The sequence below is a fragment of the Ventrimonas sp. genome (assembly GCF_048380235.1).
Taxonomy (GTDB): domain Bacteria; phylum Bacillota; class Clostridia; order Lachnospirales; family Lachnospiraceae; genus Brotaphodocola.
Window position 1 is genome coordinate 1 of record NZ_DBFCCJ010000083.1, and the last position, 16,137, is coordinate 16,137.

Annotated in this window: 17 protein-coding genes and 2 tRNA genes; all 19 read right to left on the bottom strand. The window is 49.0% G+C overall.

Annotated elements, in window-relative coordinates; all coding sequences use genetic code 11:
* Positions 1-223 precede the first annotated feature (223 nt).
* The 19 genes from ACMP1L_RS13395 to ispD all read right to left on the bottom strand — a co-directional run bounded on the left by ACMP1L_RS13395 (position 224) and on the right by ispD (position 16,120).
* Positions 224-312 (bottom strand) — tRNA-Ser (locus ACMP1L_RS13395).
* Positions 313-377: 65 nt separating this feature from the next.
* Positions 378-463 (bottom strand) — tRNA-Ser (locus ACMP1L_RS13400).
* A gap of 274 nt (positions 464-737) precedes the next feature.
* Positions 738-1,235, bottom strand: coding sequence for a preQ(1) synthase (gene queF / locus ACMP1L_RS13405; RefSeq protein ID WP_118733355.1), 498 nt, complete (start codon positions 1,233-1,235; stop codon positions 738-740).
* Positions 1,235-1,957 carry a 7-cyano-7-deazaguanine synthase QueC gene (queC, locus tag ACMP1L_RS13410; RefSeq protein ID WP_418453318.1) on the bottom strand — a complete coding sequence of 241 codons (723 nt, stop codon included), beginning with the start codon at positions 1,955-1,957 and terminating at the stop codon, positions 1,235-1,237. Before queC ends, queF begins: the two co-directional genes overlap by 1 nt.
* A 33-nt stretch (positions 1,958-1,990) precedes the next feature.
* On the bottom strand, positions 1,991-2,632 hold the full coding sequence (gene folE / locus ACMP1L_RS13415; protein WP_418453342.1) for a GTP cyclohydrolase I FolE: 642 nt from the start codon (positions 2,630-2,632) through the stop codon (positions 1,991-1,993).
* Positions 2,633-2,671: 39 nt separating this feature from the next.
* Positions 2,672-3,358, bottom strand: a complete 687-nt coding sequence (queE, locus tag ACMP1L_RS13420; protein WP_418453319.1) for a putative 7-carboxy-7-deazaguanine synthase QueE — start codon at positions 3,356-3,358, stop codon at positions 2,672-2,674.
* Positions 3,359-3,414: 56 nt separating this feature from the next.
* Positions 3,415-3,840, bottom strand: a complete 426-nt coding sequence (gene queD, locus ACMP1L_RS13425; RefSeq protein ID WP_418453320.1) for a 6-carboxytetrahydropterin synthase QueD — start codon at positions 3,838-3,840, stop codon at positions 3,415-3,417.
* 239 nt (positions 3,841-4,079) lie between these two features.
* On the bottom strand, positions 4,080-4,643 hold the full coding sequence (locus tag ACMP1L_RS13430; protein WP_418453321.1) for a glycerol-3-phosphate responsive antiterminator: 564 nt from the start codon (positions 4,641-4,643) through the stop codon (positions 4,080-4,082).
* On the bottom strand, positions 4,640-5,368 hold the full coding sequence (locus ACMP1L_RS13435) for a glycerophosphodiester phosphodiesterase (RefSeq protein ID WP_418453322.1): 729 nt from the start codon (positions 5,366-5,368) through the stop codon (positions 4,640-4,642). The genes ACMP1L_RS13430 and ACMP1L_RS13435 overlap by 4 nt, the downstream gene beginning before the upstream one ends.
* A 127-nt stretch (positions 5,369-5,495) precedes the next feature.
* Positions 5,496-5,858, bottom strand: coding sequence for a DUF1667 domain-containing protein (locus tag ACMP1L_RS13440; RefSeq protein ID WP_118733361.1), 363 nt, complete (start codon positions 5,856-5,858; stop codon positions 5,496-5,498).
* A gap of 1 nt (position 5,859) precedes the next feature.
* Positions 5,860-7,137: an NAD(P)/FAD-dependent oxidoreductase gene (locus ACMP1L_RS13445; protein WP_118733362.1), complete on the bottom strand. Its 1,278-nt coding sequence runs from the start codon at positions 7,135-7,137 to the stop codon at positions 5,860-5,862.
* A gap of 10 nt (positions 7,138-7,147) precedes the next feature.
* The gene (locus tag ACMP1L_RS13450) at positions 7,148-8,584 is read right to left on the bottom strand and encodes an NAD(P)/FAD-dependent oxidoreductase (RefSeq protein WP_418453323.1); all 1,437 of its coding nucleotides are present in this window, start codon (positions 8,582-8,584) and stop codon (positions 7,148-7,150) included.
* Positions 8,585-8,663: 79 nt separating this feature from the next.
* Positions 8,664-9,356 carry an MgtC/SapB family protein gene (locus ACMP1L_RS13455; protein ID WP_118733364.1) on the bottom strand — a complete coding sequence of 231 codons (693 nt, stop codon included), beginning with the start codon at positions 9,354-9,356 and terminating at the stop codon, positions 8,664-8,666.
* Positions 9,357-9,531: 175 nt separating this feature from the next.
* Positions 9,532-10,494: an ABC transporter ATP-binding protein gene (locus tag ACMP1L_RS13460; protein WP_118733365.1), complete on the bottom strand. Its 963-nt coding sequence runs from the start codon at positions 10,492-10,494 to the stop codon at positions 9,532-9,534.
* Positions 10,484-11,494: an ABC transporter ATP-binding protein gene (locus ACMP1L_RS13465; RefSeq protein WP_118733366.1), complete on the bottom strand. Its 1,011-nt coding sequence runs from the start codon at positions 11,492-11,494 to the stop codon at positions 10,484-10,486. The genes ACMP1L_RS13460 and ACMP1L_RS13465 overlap by 11 nt, the downstream gene beginning before the upstream one ends.
* A gap of 30 nt (positions 11,495-11,524) precedes the next feature.
* Positions 11,525-12,409 carry an ABC transporter permease gene (locus ACMP1L_RS13470; protein ID WP_118733367.1) on the bottom strand — a complete coding sequence of 295 codons (885 nt, stop codon included), beginning with the start codon at positions 12,407-12,409 and terminating at the stop codon, positions 11,525-11,527.
* Between the two features lie 4 nt (positions 12,410-12,413).
* Positions 12,414-13,349 (bottom strand): ABC transporter permease, encoded by a 936-nt coding sequence (locus tag ACMP1L_RS13475; RefSeq protein ID WP_118733368.1) that lies wholly within the window; start codon positions 13,347-13,349, stop codon positions 12,414-12,416.
* Positions 13,350-13,451: 102 nt separating this feature from the next.
* Positions 13,452-15,059 carry an ABC transporter substrate-binding protein gene (locus ACMP1L_RS13480; protein WP_418453324.1) on the bottom strand — a complete coding sequence of 536 codons (1,608 nt, stop codon included), beginning with the start codon at positions 15,057-15,059 and terminating at the stop codon, positions 13,452-13,454.
* 347 nt (positions 15,060-15,406) lie between these two features.
* Positions 15,407-16,120 (bottom strand): 2-C-methyl-D-erythritol 4-phosphate cytidylyltransferase, encoded by a 714-nt coding sequence (gene ispD / locus ACMP1L_RS13485; RefSeq protein WP_418453325.1) that lies wholly within the window; start codon positions 16,118-16,120, stop codon positions 15,407-15,409.
* Between the last annotated feature and the right edge of the window lie 17 nt (positions 16,121-16,137).

Sequence of the window (16,137 nt, forward strand, 5' to 3'; positions counted from 1 at the left end):
TTTTAAACCGTTCTACTGTTGTTTGGTTTGTTTTTGTTCTGAAATCTCATTTCAAAGATGTCCAACCAGGACTCTTTTTATTAGAATTTTCAGGGTTTTAAACACTGTTCAATCTTTCATTTTCAAGGTTCATGTTGTTGCTGTTCTCAGCGGCAACGTCCGATATTTTATCACGTTGTTTTCGCTTTGTCAACAACTTTTTTCATCTTTTTTCAAGATGAAGCGCAGAAGGAGGGATTTGAACCCTCGCGCCGCTATTAACGACCTGCACCCTTTCCAGGGGTGTCCCTTCAGCCTCTTGGGTACTTCTGCAAAGTCCCGATGCCTGAACATCAGTAAATATTATATTGTCATCGGCAAGCCTTTTGCTTGTCCAACGGAGAGAGTGGGATTCGAACCCACGCGCCCTTGCGGACAAACGGTTTTCAAGACCGCCTCGTTATGACCACTTCGATATCTCTCCTCAAACGTGCTTTGCTATTTTATCAAAGCTTTTTGTTTTTGTCAAGAACTTTTTTGAAGTTTTTTCATCGTATGTTTTGAAGCTTTTCGTTCGTCACACGCGACATTGATGAATTTTAGCACAGTTCATTTCCGATGTCAACCCTATTTTTTACATTTTTTATTTTTTTTCATTCCTGCCACAACAAGCAAATGGCAGCGCATCGCTAAGAATGGTCCGCAGACTTGAAAACCACAGTTATCCCGGCGATGGCTGCCGCTTACTTTCATCCAGATCAGCGGTTATCCACTTTTTCCGGATATATATCGTGCTGTGACAGTCTCTGCCATGCAACTGCTTCCCAACGTGTTCCAGGTTTTCCATAATTACAATACGGATCAATGGAAATGCCTCCGCGCGGAGTGAATTTGCCCCAGACCTCGATATATTTCGGATCCATCAGACGGATCAGATCTTTCATGATAACATTCATACAATCCTCGTGGAAATCACCATGATTTCTGAAACTGAACAGATAGAGTTTCAGGGACTTACTCTCCACCATTCTCTCCCCCGGAACATATGATATTGTGATTGTTGCAAAATCCGGCTGTCCGGTGATCGGACAAAGACTCGTAAACTCCGGACAATTGAATTTTACAAAATAATCATTTTCCGGATGCTTATTTAAAAATGTTTCCAGAATCTCCGGAGCATACTGATCCGGATACTTCACATTCTGATTTCCCAACAGGCTGATGCCCTCTTTTTCAAGCTCTGCTTCTCTGCTCATTATCTTTTTCCTCCATATCTGATCCTATTTACCGGATCTTCCACTCCATTCAGCCGAAACGCTTCCATACGGTCCACGCAGGTTCCGCAAACTCCGCATGGCACACTTCCGCCTTCATAGCAGCTCCAGGTCATCTCATAAGGAACATTCAGTTCGAGACCTTTCCTGACAACCTGTGCCTTTGTCCAACTGACAAACGGTGCCTCGATCCGGAGCTGTTTCCCACTTCCTTCATAAATTGCCTGATTCATCGCCTCGTGAAAAGCACGGCTGCAATCCGGATATGCATTTCCTGCTGAATCATCCGCATGGGCACCGTAGTAGATCACACTGCATCCTTTTGAGAGTGCAATACTCGCTGCTGATGAGAGAAAAAGGCCATTTCGGAACGGAACATAAGTCGATACCGGTATTCCATTTGTTTTCTCCAGCTGTTTGGCATAGCTTTCATGTGGGATCTCGCTGTCTGAATGTTTCAGGAGCGAACAATTGCTGTACTGGAAAATAGGAGCAAGATCCAGATACAAATGCTCAACCCCATAGTACTCTGCCACCTTTCTGGATGCCTCCATCTCCTTCTGGTGTTTCTGTCCGTAAGAAATTGACAGCGCGATCACCTGATCTTTCCCGTATTTTTCAACTGCCATTCCGAGACAGGTCGTAGAATCCACACCACCGCTCGATAACACCATGGCTTTTTTTATCTCTTTATTTTTTTCCATTGCTCAATTCCTTCTTCTTTTGTTTTCTGTACTTCATCTGCCTGCATGAAGCTGCTGAAACAGATTCATCTGCAGCATTGGATCCGTCTTGAATTGGCCGCGAAGTGTCGTTGTTGTCGTGACCGCGTTTGTCTTCCTGATCCCGCGAGCCGTCATACAGCTGTGGCAGCCCTCAATCATCACCGCCACATCGTGAGAATCTGTCACCAGCTCCATGATCTCTGCAATATCACTTCCAATCCGTTCCTGAAGCTGGAGACGTTTTCCAACCATATCCGCAATCCTCGCAATTTTACTCAGGCCAAGAACATTTCCCCTTGGAATATAAGCAACGCTGACTTTCATGTCATACATCAACGCAAGATGATGTTCGCAATAACTGAAAATCTCAATATTTTTCACAAGCACCATATCCTGCGAATTCTCTGTACTGTCCTGAGCAAAATTTTTCCGGAACATATCGGCAATCTCCTGATTGGAATAGCCCATTCCTTCAAAAACTTCCTCATACATTTTTGCGACTCGCTCCGGTGTCTCTTTAAGTCCCTCTCGATCCGGATCATCACCAAGGGCCTGGAGGATTCCCCGAATATGCAGCCTGATGGCCTCTGTATCGATCTTTCTCAGATTATTCTGCGCGGTTTTGCACACAGCCCCCGTCTGTTCCTGTCTCATTTTCTCATCCTTCATCTCGTTATCCGCTTCCTGTTCCTTCTATACTCCGCGCTTTTGCGGGTCCCAGATGATCTTGTGCAGCTGAAGCTGAAGCTTCACATCATTGAGTTTTTTCTCTATCAGAAAATCTACCATTTCCACCGGCTCAATTTTACCAAATACCGGGCTGAGATAGACTGCGGTCCGCTCCCGCAGACGATATTCCTCCATGATTTCAACAGCCCGTTCCATATCCGACCTGCTGCTGACCACAAATTTTACAGTATCTTCATTCGATAATTTTTCCATATTAGCCAGAAGCATCGCATGCTCCATCCCGCTCTCCGGCATCTTGTAATCCATCGTAAATGACGGCCTTCTTTCAAGATTGCAGTAAGGTGTGAGATCAATGCTTCCGTTTGTCTCAATCTCAACGCGCCGCTGCGGATCCTGCAAAATCGCGCAGATCAGCTGTGTCATTCCCTCACGCAGAAGTGGTTCCCCGCCGGTCAGCGTTATATTTCTAATCCCGCTCTCTTCAATATAAGAAATGATCTCGTCTGCGGTCATCTCCGTGCTCTCGCAATCTGACTCATTTGCCCAATACGTATCACAGTAGCTGCAGTGAAGATTACACCCTTTCATTCGGATAAATACCGCAAGTTCCCCTGCACGCCGGCCTTCTCCATTGATACTGACAAATTTTTCCACAACCTGATAAACAGGAGCGCTCTTCTGATTTTCCATCGTTGCTATTTCCTTTTCCGTATTTTCTCACCTTCACGTTGTCTGAGCCTGTATTTTTACTGATCCCTGCGATAGACGGCGCAGTTATTCGGAGTCTCGTAAACCGTTGCACAGGATACCGGATATCCGGATCCGCACATCCTGTCAAAGAAATACCTGGAAAAATTCTCCGCAGTCGGCCGGAAGTCTACTTTCGTCAGCCGAAAGCCTTCTTCCAGAAGTGCCTCAATCGTCTTTTCCCTGAGTGTCCCGCTTTCATAAATCAGCGTGTGATCAAACTCATCCGCCAGCTTTTTCAGATCCCGCTTAAGATCTCCAAAATCAACGAGCATTCCTCTCATCTGGCCTTGCATTTCCAAATATTCCGCCTGAATTTCTATCTCCACATGCCATCTGTGACCGTGGATATTGGCGCATTTTCCCTGATATCCCGAAAGAAAATGTGCCGAATCAAAATCTGCAACCGTTTTTAACTGGTACATATCTGATTTTCCTCTCTGAACTTGTATTTTTTATTTGGGTAATAAAACCAGAAAAAGATTTATAGATAAACTTGAATTGCTTTATAAAACAAAAAAGGCAGACCCATGCCAGAGTCTGCCCTTGTTTCTTAAAATGGTCCTGCAATCTTTAGCCCTGGTTTTGTTTATAGACAGGATGGTACAAACGAACTGTCTGTTTTGTTATTATATGCAGTTTCATGGAAAATGTCAATCACTTTTTAAATATACCAGAGTTCCTGTCTGGTTGTAGAGATTGCGTCAGCTCCTGCTGCAAACAGCTCCAGAACCTCTTTCTTCTCCGAGATCAGTCCTCCTGCGATCAGAGGGATATCGGTGATGCCACGAAGGTTCTTTATGATTTTTGGTATCACACCCGGCATGATCTCGATCATGTCCGGCCGAAAAGTATCCAGCATCTTCTGGGTATTGGCTACTGCCATAGAGTCAATGATAAAAGCGCGAAGAATCCCGAACATTTTCAGTTCCTGGGCCCTGCGCACCAGCATTGGCTTGGTGCTGATAATACCGTCTGCCCCGGTCTGCTCCTTTATAAAGTCAATTGCCACTTCCTTGGATCCGAGTCCCTGGACCAGATCCGCATGTACCATGGCACATTTTCCGTGTGCCTTCAGCGCTGCGACAATGTCCTTGATATTACAGATATTTCCATACAGAATAAACACCACCTGGCATTCCGTATCCAGGCATCTTTTCAGACCGGCATCATCTTTAATCGCTGCGATCACCGGTGACATTTCCAACAAATCAATCGCTTTTATCATTTTTTACTGTCAATCCATCCTTTACATACACCCGGGTAATTGCTGATCACGCCTTCTACGCCCCACTCATACATCTGCTCCAGGGCGCCCATATCGTTGATCGTCCAGACATTTAACGGGATTCCGTGTTCCTTACAGCTCTTTACCATCTCTTCCGTCAAAGCCTTCACGCCCGGATGATAGTACTGAAAATCAAACTTTTCACAATAGTAGCCGGGATTTCCCAGGTCATCATACTCCACCAGCGCGCCGCATGGAATCTCGGGTGCCAGTTTGCGAAGCAGGGTAATGGAGGAATGCAGGAAGGATGAGAATACAATTCTCTTTTCCAGACTGTATTTCTTCACCAGTGCCAGGGTTTTCTCTTCCAGTTCTTCATAGTAGTACACACCGGATTTGATTTCAATATTGGTCACCATGTCCGTATCCTTCACCCACCTGCAGTATTCTTCCAGAGTCGGGATCGGTTCAAAACCATACTTCCCGTTCCATACTGCTGCCGCGTTCAGATTCTTCAACTCCTCAAGGGTAAAATCTCTCACCCAGCCGGTTCCGTCCGTTGTCCGGTCCACCCGCTCATCATGGATGATCACGACCTCACCGTCCTTTGTGAGCTGCACATCCAGCTCAATGCCGTAGCAGCCGGTCTTTTCTGCCTCTTTGAAGGCCAGCATGGTATTTTCCGGATATCTTCCACTGTAACCTCTATGTGCATATACTTTCATCTTCCTGTCCTCCTGTCATCATCTTGTATCATAACACAGCCCCGCCCGCATGTCTATACGGGCAGGGCCATCACAACCGCATACACTGCGATATCTGTATTTTCTTTATAGGTTCTTTATATTTCCCTTATGCTTTCTCTACGTTCTTAGTCGCAATGACCGGCACTCCGGTTCCCGCGCAGTTTTCGATCACAACATCTCCGATATGGACCGGAGCAGGAACAGAAACTGTACTGATTTCTTTCATGCACGCAAAAATCTTATCTTTCGGAATGTCATTCTTTGTCTTTACAGAAACCATAGCAATCTCGCCATTCTTTACATGAACCGAGGAGGTCACCACACGGGTCGGATTGGTAACTTCCTTCTTTGCATAGATTTCACCACGCTTACAGGTATTTCCGGCTACCGTGATCTGCTCACCTTCCATCGTCACAGTCAGAGGGCATCCCAGCGGACATCCGATACAGATCAGTTCTCTCTTCTCCATCTTATTCCACCTCCGTACAAATCACGATTTCTTTTAAGTCTGGATACTTCTGCAGATCTTCTTTCTTTAAGATCACCTGCTCCATCTCCCCCGGCGCCAGAACCTTTTTCTTCCTTGCCTGTACGCGTACTCCATCCAGATATACACTGATACTGCGGTCGCGGTATACGTCTGCCACACGGAAACGCACAACGACCTGGTCTCTCATATTGTTGACGTCAATGGTCTGCGGAACGGTATAGCGCACACCGTTTTCTGCCTTCAAAGTCACTGTATGAGACTCTGCCTTTGCTTCTGTCTCTCCGTTCTGTGATCTCACATAAGCTGCCGCATTGGTTCCTGCAAGAGTGGCCTCCTCAGATACGTAATCAACCAGATCGTGCACATGCAGTACGTTTCCGCAGGCAAATACTCCCTCCACACTGGTCTCTAACTGGTCATTGACGTTCGGTCCGGAGGTCACACGGTTCATCTCCACACCTGCCTCTTTAGTCAGTTCATTCTCCGGAATCAGACCTACGGACAACAGCAGTGTATCACAGCTGTAATGCTCCTCCGTTCCCGGAATCGGTTTTCTGTCCGGTCCCACTTCAGCCAGGGTAATGCCGGTCACACGTTCCTTGCCCTGAATATCCACCACCGTATGACTCAGCTTTAACGGAATGCCGTAGTCATCCAGACACTGGACGATGTTTCTCTTTAAACCGCCGGAATACGGCATCAGCTCTGCCACAACCTTAACTTTAGCCCCCTCTAAGGTCATACGCCGGGCCATGATCAGGCCGATATCACCGGAGCCAAGGATCACAACCTCCTTGCCGACGCTGTAGCCCTCAATATTCATCAGACGCTGCGCGGTTCCTGCGGAATAAATGCCTGCAGGACGATATCCGGGAATGTTTAAGGCGCCTCTCGGACGCTCCCGGCAGCCCATAGCCAGGATCACCGCACCTGCCTCGATGGTCTCCATGCCGTGATCACGGCTGATGACCGTTACTTCTCGCTTCTCGTTGATATCAATGACCATGGTATTTAAACGGTATGGGATTTTCGCCTCCTCTGCCATGGCAATATAACGCGCTGCATACTCCGGTCCGGTCAGCTCTTCCTTAAAAGTGTGAAGGCCAAAACCATTATGGATGCACTGATTTAAAATTCCGCCAAGGCTGCTGTCACGCTCAAGAATAAGAATATCCTGAATACCGGCTTTTCTTGCTGCCACTGCCGCTGCCAGGCCTGCCGGTCCGCCTCCGATGATTACAATGTCATGTTTCATGATTGCTCCCCCCTTATTTATGACCCTTCAGCATTTCAGATCCCGGTGCATTCTTGCAGACCTCTTCCATGCTGATTCCAAGTTCTCTTGAAAGAATTTCCATGGTTCGCGGTGTGCAGAAGCCAGCCTGACAGCGTCCCATGCCCTGACGCACGCGGCGCTTGATGCCATCTAAGGACTTTGCGCCCAGGGTTCTGTTGATGGCGTCCACAATCTCGCCCTCACTGACGTTCTCACAGCGGCAGATGATCGTGCCGTAAGACGGATTCCTGCGGATCAGCTCTGCCCGTTCCTCCTTACTTAAAAGCTCCGTGCGTACGATGCCTTTTCTTCTGCCGTTCCAGTCTTCCTTCTTTGCCGCATGCAATTTCTCTGCCACTTTTTCAGCCAGCCACCGGCCAATAGCCGGGGCACTCGAAAGTCCCGGAGACTCAATGCCTGCTGCGTCAAAAAAGCCCGGAGCATCCTCTGCCTCACCAATCACGAAATCATCCCCATCCTCATGGGCACGCAGTCCTGCAAAGGATGTTATGACCTGACGGAACGGAATGCCTTTGACGCTCAATACAGCACGGCTCATGAGGGATTCCAGCTCCTCTGCCGCTGTTGCGGTCTGCTCCTTATCATCGATATCCGTTGCGGTTGGTCCTGTCAACAGATTACCGTGTACGGTCGGGCTGACCAGAACACCCTTTCCCATCCTGGTCGGAAGCTGGAAAATGGTATGGCTGACCAGATTTCCCGCCTCTTTATCAAGCAGACAGTAATCGCCTTTTCTGGCAGTAATGTGAAGCTTCTTTTCACTTACTTCATTGTGGATCGTATCCGCATATACGCCTGCCGCGTTTACCACACAGGCTGCTTCGATATTCCCCTGGTTTGTCTTGATCCGATATCCCTCTGCTGTTTTCTCAATGTGCTCTACCTCAGTCAGAAAGCAGAATTCCACACCGTTGTCGCAGGCATTCTCTGCCAGGGCAATCGTCAGGCCAAACGGGCAGACAATGCCGCCGCTTGGTACATTCAGCGCGGCAACCACGGTATCCTCAATATTCGGTTCCATTTTACGCGCCTCATCTCCGCTGATGACAGACATACCTTCCACGCCATTCTGCATGCCTTTTTCATAAAGTGCCTGCAGCGCCGGTTTGTCTTCTTCCGCAAAGCACAGCACCAGGGAACCATTGCGCTTGTATTCAAAATCCAGTTCTTCAGAGAGCTCTTCCATCATCCTGCTTCCCTGAATGTTGAATTTTGCCTTTAAACTCCCCGGTTCCGCATCAAAGCCTCCATGCACGATCGCACTGTTGGCTTTTGAGGTTCCGGAACATACGTCCTCTTCCCTTTCCACAACACAGGTCTTTAACTGATATCTGGAAAGCTCTCTGGCAACCGCGCAGCCAATCACACCGCCGCCAATGACCACTACATCGTATTTCATACTGTTCATACTCCTGTCTCCTCTATTCCCGGTCCATTACCGGACCTTCATCTGTTTTCGCCCGCGTATGGCGCAAACAAAATTCTTTTTACTCGCTGACTGCCAGCACATCATCCATCTCTACCAGTCTGGCCAACAGTTTTGTTTTTTTATATCCAGGCGGAAAAACCACATCAAACTCCAGTTTCACTTCGTCTTTCTTGGTCTTGTTGATTTTTACGGAAATCACACTGAGCTTCTCTCTCTGGAGATAATCCTCCATGGACTGCACAATGCCTTCCCGTTTTACCAGAGTCATACGAATAAGTCCACCGGATGCCACATCCGCAAAATAAGCAACGCGGTGCATAACAAACTGAATGAGCAGAACCAGCAGGGCGCTGCTGATCCCTACCACATACATACCAGCCCCGAGAGCCAGACCCACGCCCGCGGTGGCCCAGATTCCGGCTGCCGTGGTCAGCCCGTTTACCAGATTGTTGCGTACAAAGATGACCCCGGCACCCAGAAAGCCGATACCGCTGACAACCTGCGCTGCCACACGGGCGGCATCTGCCTTTTCCACATCCATAAACCCATATTTCGATACTACCATAATAAGAGCTGCTCCCAACGCCACGATCACATGGGTACGAATGCCCGCCGATTTATTTCGATTTTTCCTCTCACTTCCGATCAGGAGTCCCAGACACGCCGCCACAAAAATGCGCACCAGGTATTCTACCTGAACCCAAAGCTCCGGAGCTGTAAACTGTGCCAGTACCGGCCAAAGCTTCAGCATTCCAGATACCCCCTTTTCCTTTCTCGCTGCTGTTCATGCATTGCGCATCCTTTTATCCTCCATACGGAAAACAAAAGAAGCGTACCCCAAGAAACACAGATCGGTTCTGTGCTCTTATGGTTACGCTTCCTCTTATTCTCTCGCGTGTATGGATTCAGTTGTCATAGTGTGATCTTTAAAATTCACCTACTCTGGTGCAGGCAACAAAATGGCCCGGTTCAATCTCACGCAGCTGCGGGTTGCCATTCTTGCAGCATTCTGCCGCGCAGTCGCACCGTTTCATAAACCGGCACTCGTCCGGCAGATTGACCGGAGAGGTGATCTCGCCGCGGATCAACTGGCGCACCGGCTTTTCCTTTCCCACGATCGGAAGGGGAATTGCAGACAACAATGCTCTGGTATATGGATGGACCGGATTCTGGAACAGCACATCAGCCGGTGCTTTCTCGACCATCTGGCCCAGATACATAACTGCAATATCATCGGAGAAATATTTAACTACCGACAGGTCGTGGGTAATAAAGATGTAGGTCAGTCCCAGATCTGCCTGCAGCTTCTTTAACAAATTTAAGATCTGCGCCTGAATGGATACGTCCAGAGCCGATACCGGCTCATCACAGACGATCAGTTTCGGTCTTACAGCCAACGCACGCGCAATGCCGATACGCTGACGGCGTCCGCCGTCAAGTTCATGCGGGTATACGTTCATATAACGCTCCGCCAGGCCTACCGTACGCATCAGCTCCAGGGTTCTCTCTTCAATATCGCTCTTGGATTTTAACAGCTTGTGTTCAATGATCGGCTCACTGATGAGCTGCATCACAGTCTGTCTCGGATCCAGGGACGAGAACGGATCCTGGAATACCATCTGCATCTCCTGACGCAGCGGACGCATCTGCTTGCGGCTGTAGTTTGTGATGTCCTTACCGTCAAACAGGATCTTGCCTCCCGTCGGCTCTAACAGTTTTAAAATGGTACGTCCGGTCGTGGACTTTCCGCATCCGGATTCACCTACAATACCAAGTGTCCTGCCCTCTTCGATCTTGAAGCTCACGCCATCGACCGCATGAAGCTGTCCACCCGGAGTATTGAAAAATTTTGTGAGGTTCTGGACCTCAAGAATTGTCTTACCTGCCATCTTTGTTCTCCCCTAATCTGAATTCTGGATCCTTGTAGGCACTGCAGGCAACAAAGTGGGTTGCGCTGCCCTCTACAGATGTCAGCTCCGGAACAGCCTTCGTGCATGCCTCTGTCGCATACGGACATCTCGGTGCAAACGCGCATCCCGGCGGCAGATCAGACGGATCCGGCATCAGGCCCTTGATCGGAACCAGTTCCTCACCACGCTGCTTTAAGTTCGGAAGAGAATCGAACAGTCCCTCCGTGTATGGGTGGCGCATGTGGTTGAACACATCGTCTGCAGTTCCTTTCTCCACGATACGGCCTGCATACATGACTGCGACATCCTCACAGACCTCTGCCACAACTCCAAGGTCATGCGTGATCATGAGCATGGACATTTCCTTGTCACGGATCAGCTGTTTCATGAGTTCCAGAACCTGTGCCTGGATGGTTACATCCAGCGCAGTGGTCGGCTCATCCGCGATCAGAAGCTGCGGACTGCAGGCCAGCGCAATCGCAATGACAACACGCTGCTTCATTCCGCCGGAGAACTGATGTGGGTAATCGTAAGCGCGGGATTCCGCGATACCTACCATCTTTAACATTTCTTTTGCTTTCTCGAAGGCTTCCTTCTTGGAAATATTCTGGTGGATCGCAATACTCTCACCGATCTGGTCACCAACCGTCATAACCGGATTCAGCGCAGTCATGGGATCCTGGAAGATCATGGCAACCTCATTGCCGCGCATCTTTTCCAGTTCCTCCGGTGTCATTTTCAATACATCTTTTCCATCCAGTTTAATCTCGCCGTCTTTGATAACCCCCGGCGGATTCGGAACCAGATTCAAAATCGAAAGTGCCGTGGTAGTCTTGCCCGCGCCGGTCTCGCCCACCAGACCCAGAGTCCGTTTCTTGGCGATGGAGAGGTCAATGCCATTGACTGCATGGACATCGGCATCTTCGGTCTCATAATGGACTACCAGGTTTTTTATATCAAGTACTAACTCGTCAGCCATACCCTATTCCTCCTAAATCTTATGTATTACCTACTTTTTCAGCTTCGGATCCAGCGCATCTCGCAAGCCATCACCCAGAAGGTTCAATGCAAGAACCGTGAACATAATGGCAAGACCCGGAATGATACACATATAGCTTGCGTCACGGATGTGGCTGCGGCCTGCTGAAAGCAGTGCACCCCATTCCGGTGCCGGTGCCGGAACACCGATTCCAAGGAAGCTTAAGGAAGAAGCCGAGATGATGGTAGTACCGATCAGCAGCGTGATCTGCACGATGATCGGGGAAAGGCAGTTTGGAAGAATGTGCTTTACGATGATCTTCCAGGTCGGCAGTCCCATGGCGTAGGAGGATTCCACATACTCCTGATCACGAATGGTCATAACGGAAGCGCGCACGATACGCGCAAAACTGCTGGCGCAGGAGAAGGCCAGCGCGATCATCAGGTTCACCGTGCTCGGTCCTAACAGAGATACAATAACTACCGCTGTCATGATGTTCGGAATGGAATAGAAAATATCAATGCCGCGCATGATGATGGAATCGGTAATTCCGCCCTTGAAGCCTGCCTGGGAACCCAGGATGGTTCCGACGAGAAGTCCCAGCAAAACGGAGCCGACACCGATGATCAGGGAATAACGGGCACCGTAGACGATACGTGCAAATAAGTCACGGCCATACTCATCCGTACCAAACCAATGAGCCGCGCACGGTCCCATCAGACGGTCTTTCATATTCTGGCCGATCACGTCTTTCTCGTAATTGAAAATAACCGGGCTGAGCGCCGCTGCCAGTACCAGAAGGACCAGAAAGGCCAGTCCCAGCATGGCACCGCGGTTCTTGGTCAGGCGCCGCCAGGTTTCCTGAAACAGCGTCCTTTTTTTATACTGTTTTTTGATTTCGCTTGCCTGTGCCATGTTATCACCCCTTCTTACTGTACTGAGCTTTGATTCTCGGATCAAAGAATGCGTAGATCAGGTCTACCACCAGGTTAATGATACACATAAGGATGGAGCACATAATGATCGCTCCTGTAACCATCGGGGTATCACGCTTGGAGATGGAGTCATATACCAGACGTCCGATTCCCGGCCAGGAGAATACCGTCTCTGCCAGAACGGAGCCGGTAATAACCAGAGACATCTGCAGACCGATCGCAGTGATGATCGGGATCAGCGCGTTCTTTAAACCGTGTACGGTGATGACCTGCTTCTCTGAACAGCCCTTTGCCCTCGCGGTGGTCATGTAATCCTGACGGAGTACATCCAGCATGGATGAGCGTGTCGTTCTGGTAATGAGTGCAGCCAGTCCGAAGCCTACTGTTACTGCCGGCAGCACCAGGCTGTCCAGCCCGCCTTTACCGCCCGTTGGAAACAGGCCCAGCTTCAGCGAAAATATGATGATCAGCATAAGTCCCAGCCAGAAGTTTGGCATGGACGTGCCGAATAGGGCAAATATCATACCCGCTGTATCCTTCCATGTATTTTGATGTATCGCAGTGTAAATACCGAGCGGCAGGGATACCACTACAGCGATGAGCACGGCGGCTCCGCCCAGCAGCAGGGTATTCGGAAGACGCTCCATGAAGGTCTTAAATACATCCCGCTTGGTCACATAGGACTTACCCATATCACCAGTCAACATGCCTTTCATATAGTTTCCATAACGTACGATAAACGGATCATTCAGTCCAAGGTCTTCACGGATCTGCTCAATCTGTTCCGGCTTTGCGTTATCACCCGCAAGCATTAACGCCGGGTCGCCGCCGGTCAGGCTCATGGCCCAGAAGATCAGAAATGAGGTTACCAGAATAACCGGGATCAGCATGATAAGTCTTTTCCCAATGTATTTCAGCATTTGCCTGTCGCTCCTTTTTTTATGTTCAGTGACTCATATGGAAACTTGCGGGGCTTTTGAAGCACCCGCAAGTCTTTTCAGCCATTATGTCTTTGTTTCTCTTTACTCTGCGATGTATGCATGACGCCAGTCGTGGTTGCCGCCGCCGTAGAAGTACTGTCCCTGAAGGTTCTTGTTGTATGCAACAACCAGATTTGCAATGTATAACGGAACCTGCGGGCATGCATCTACCAGATAGGTCTGCAGCTCTTTTGCTGTCTCAAGACGTTTATCCTGATCTTTCTCAGTTGCTACGATATCAATCATCTCATCTGCCTTAGAATCCGAGTAGTGATGATAGTTGGAACCGGAACCGGTGTAGAACAGGTCACGGTATACAAAGTCAACCTTGGAGTCCTCATTCCATCTCCACAGGAAGAGCTCCTGCTTGCCGTCTACACAGGTAGATTTTAAGGTTGCAGTCTCCATCGGCTCCAGAGTTACGTCGATGCCGATGTCTGCCAGATTTGCCTGAACGATGGTTGCGATCTGCTCATACGGAGCACCGGATGCATAGGTTAAGGTTGTGCTGATACCGCCATCCGGATAGCCGGCCTCTGCCATTAAGGATTTTGCTCTGTCCACATCGTAGTCAAAGCCTTCCATGTCATCATAGAAGCCCCACAGACCGCGGTTTAAGATGGTGGTCTGCAGTGTGCCCTTGCCATATACAGCTGCCTCAAGAACCGCGTCACGGTCGATCGCGCATGCAACAGCCTGTCTTAAGGTCTGATTGTTCCACGGCTCCTTCTCTACATTAAATGCAAAGTAGAAAAGACGGGTACCGGTCTGCTCGTAAACGGTGATATTGTCATCATCCTCTAAGTACTGCAGCTCATTGATCGGCGGATTTACACAAACATCAATCTCGCCGGCCTGCAATGCCATAACACGGGAGGATGCCTCGATGTACGGACGGAACTCGATGGTCTCAGCTACGCCAGGAGCCAGGTTGTCGTCTGCAGGGAGATCGTTGCCCCAGTAATCATCAACCTTAACCAGGCGGCAGTACTCACCTTCTACCCACTCATCAAATTTGTACGGGCCGGTACCAATGTAGTACGGATCCTCTACGTCGTCATCATAAGCCTTCTTGGACTGGATGGATAACGGAACGGATGCCAGAGACTGGATGAACTCATTGTTGTATTTTTCAATTTCAATCTCGATGGTGTAATCATCAACTACGGTACAGCCAACATAGCCAGCCAGAATGGAGGCTACCATGTTGCCGGTTGCCATATCCAGAGTAAACTTTACATCCTCTGCGGTCATCGGGGTCTTGTCGTCGTCGTTGAAGTGAACGTCATCACGCAGTTTCATCTCGATATGGGTGTCATCCTTGAACTCCCAGGAGGTTGCCAGGCAAGGACCGAAACGCTCATCTCCCTGGGAACCATTATTGAAAAATACCAGGGTCTGATGAGTATTCTTTAAAATAATGTTGTTGATCTGATCCTGCTGCTGCTGGAGATCCAGATTGTTGATGTCAGCATCGGTACCGATAACCAGGGTGTCTTTGTGACCGCCTGCCGCAGTGCCTCCTGCCTCTGTTGTTGCGGAACCAGAGTCACCGGCCGGAGCCGATGTGGAACCGGACTTTCCGCCGCAGCCTGCCAGGGATGCTGTCAGCATGGCAACACTGAGCAACAATGCGATTTTTTTCTTCATACACATTTCCTCCGTTTTCTTATAATCGTCCAGCCTGTGTTAACCGGACGTTTTCATAGATAAGAAATATACACTGCTTTTAAGCGCAAAAATAGCGCAGTCGTACGACACCTTACGTTCCACATGGACTCTAAAAGAAATGTCCTACACACCTGCGCTGCTCTATTCTCTCTATGCAATGTGTATATTTATTTATCAGCTATTACAGAGTATAGCATCATTTTTCAAAATATACAAGCACTTTCCGCGATAATTCTTCGTTATTTTGTTAACTTTCTTTAGCTATTCTCCGTATTTTTCAGCATTTTTCCCAATATCAGTTTAAAAAATAACGTTTTTCCCGTCATTTACGGATTCAAGCGTTTTTTTAATAAAGCCTCTGCCAGTACCAGATCCTCCGGTGTGGTTACCTTTAAGTTTTCGTAGCTTCCCTCCACCAGGCGCACCTTTGTGCCGCTTAAGTGCTCTACCACCATGGCATCATCCGTGATGCCCTTCTGCTGTGTCTCATCTGCCATCAGACGGTCATAGGCACCGCGCACCAGGGGATAGGAAAATGCCTGCGGAGTCTGTACCTGCCACAGCCGGGAACGGTCCGGCGTGGACTCCGCAAAGCCACCTGCATCTGCTACCTTGATGGTATCTTTCACCGGCATCCCCACTACACAGGCTTCATCCGAAACAGCAGCCTGTGCCGCACGGGAAATGATCTCCTCCGTCACAAGAGGCCTTGCACCGTCATGGATCAGCACATAATCACAATGCTGCAGTGCTTTCAGTCCTTCATATACCGAATGATAACGTTCTTTTCCTCCGGTCACAACAGCGCGTAGCTTGGTAAGGCCCAGGACAGGCAGGATTTCCTCTCTCACATAGGATTCTTCTCCGGCACCGGTCACCAGCACCAGCTCATCCGCGCAGCTTTGTTCAAAGACTTCCAGTGCGTACGAAATCAGCGGCCTGCCATTTAAAAGCATGTACTGTTTTTGAATGGCACTGTGCATCCTGCTGCCCCGGCCGCCTGCCAGGATGACCGCACCGATCCGAAATGTATCAATCATAATATTTCTTCTTTCTC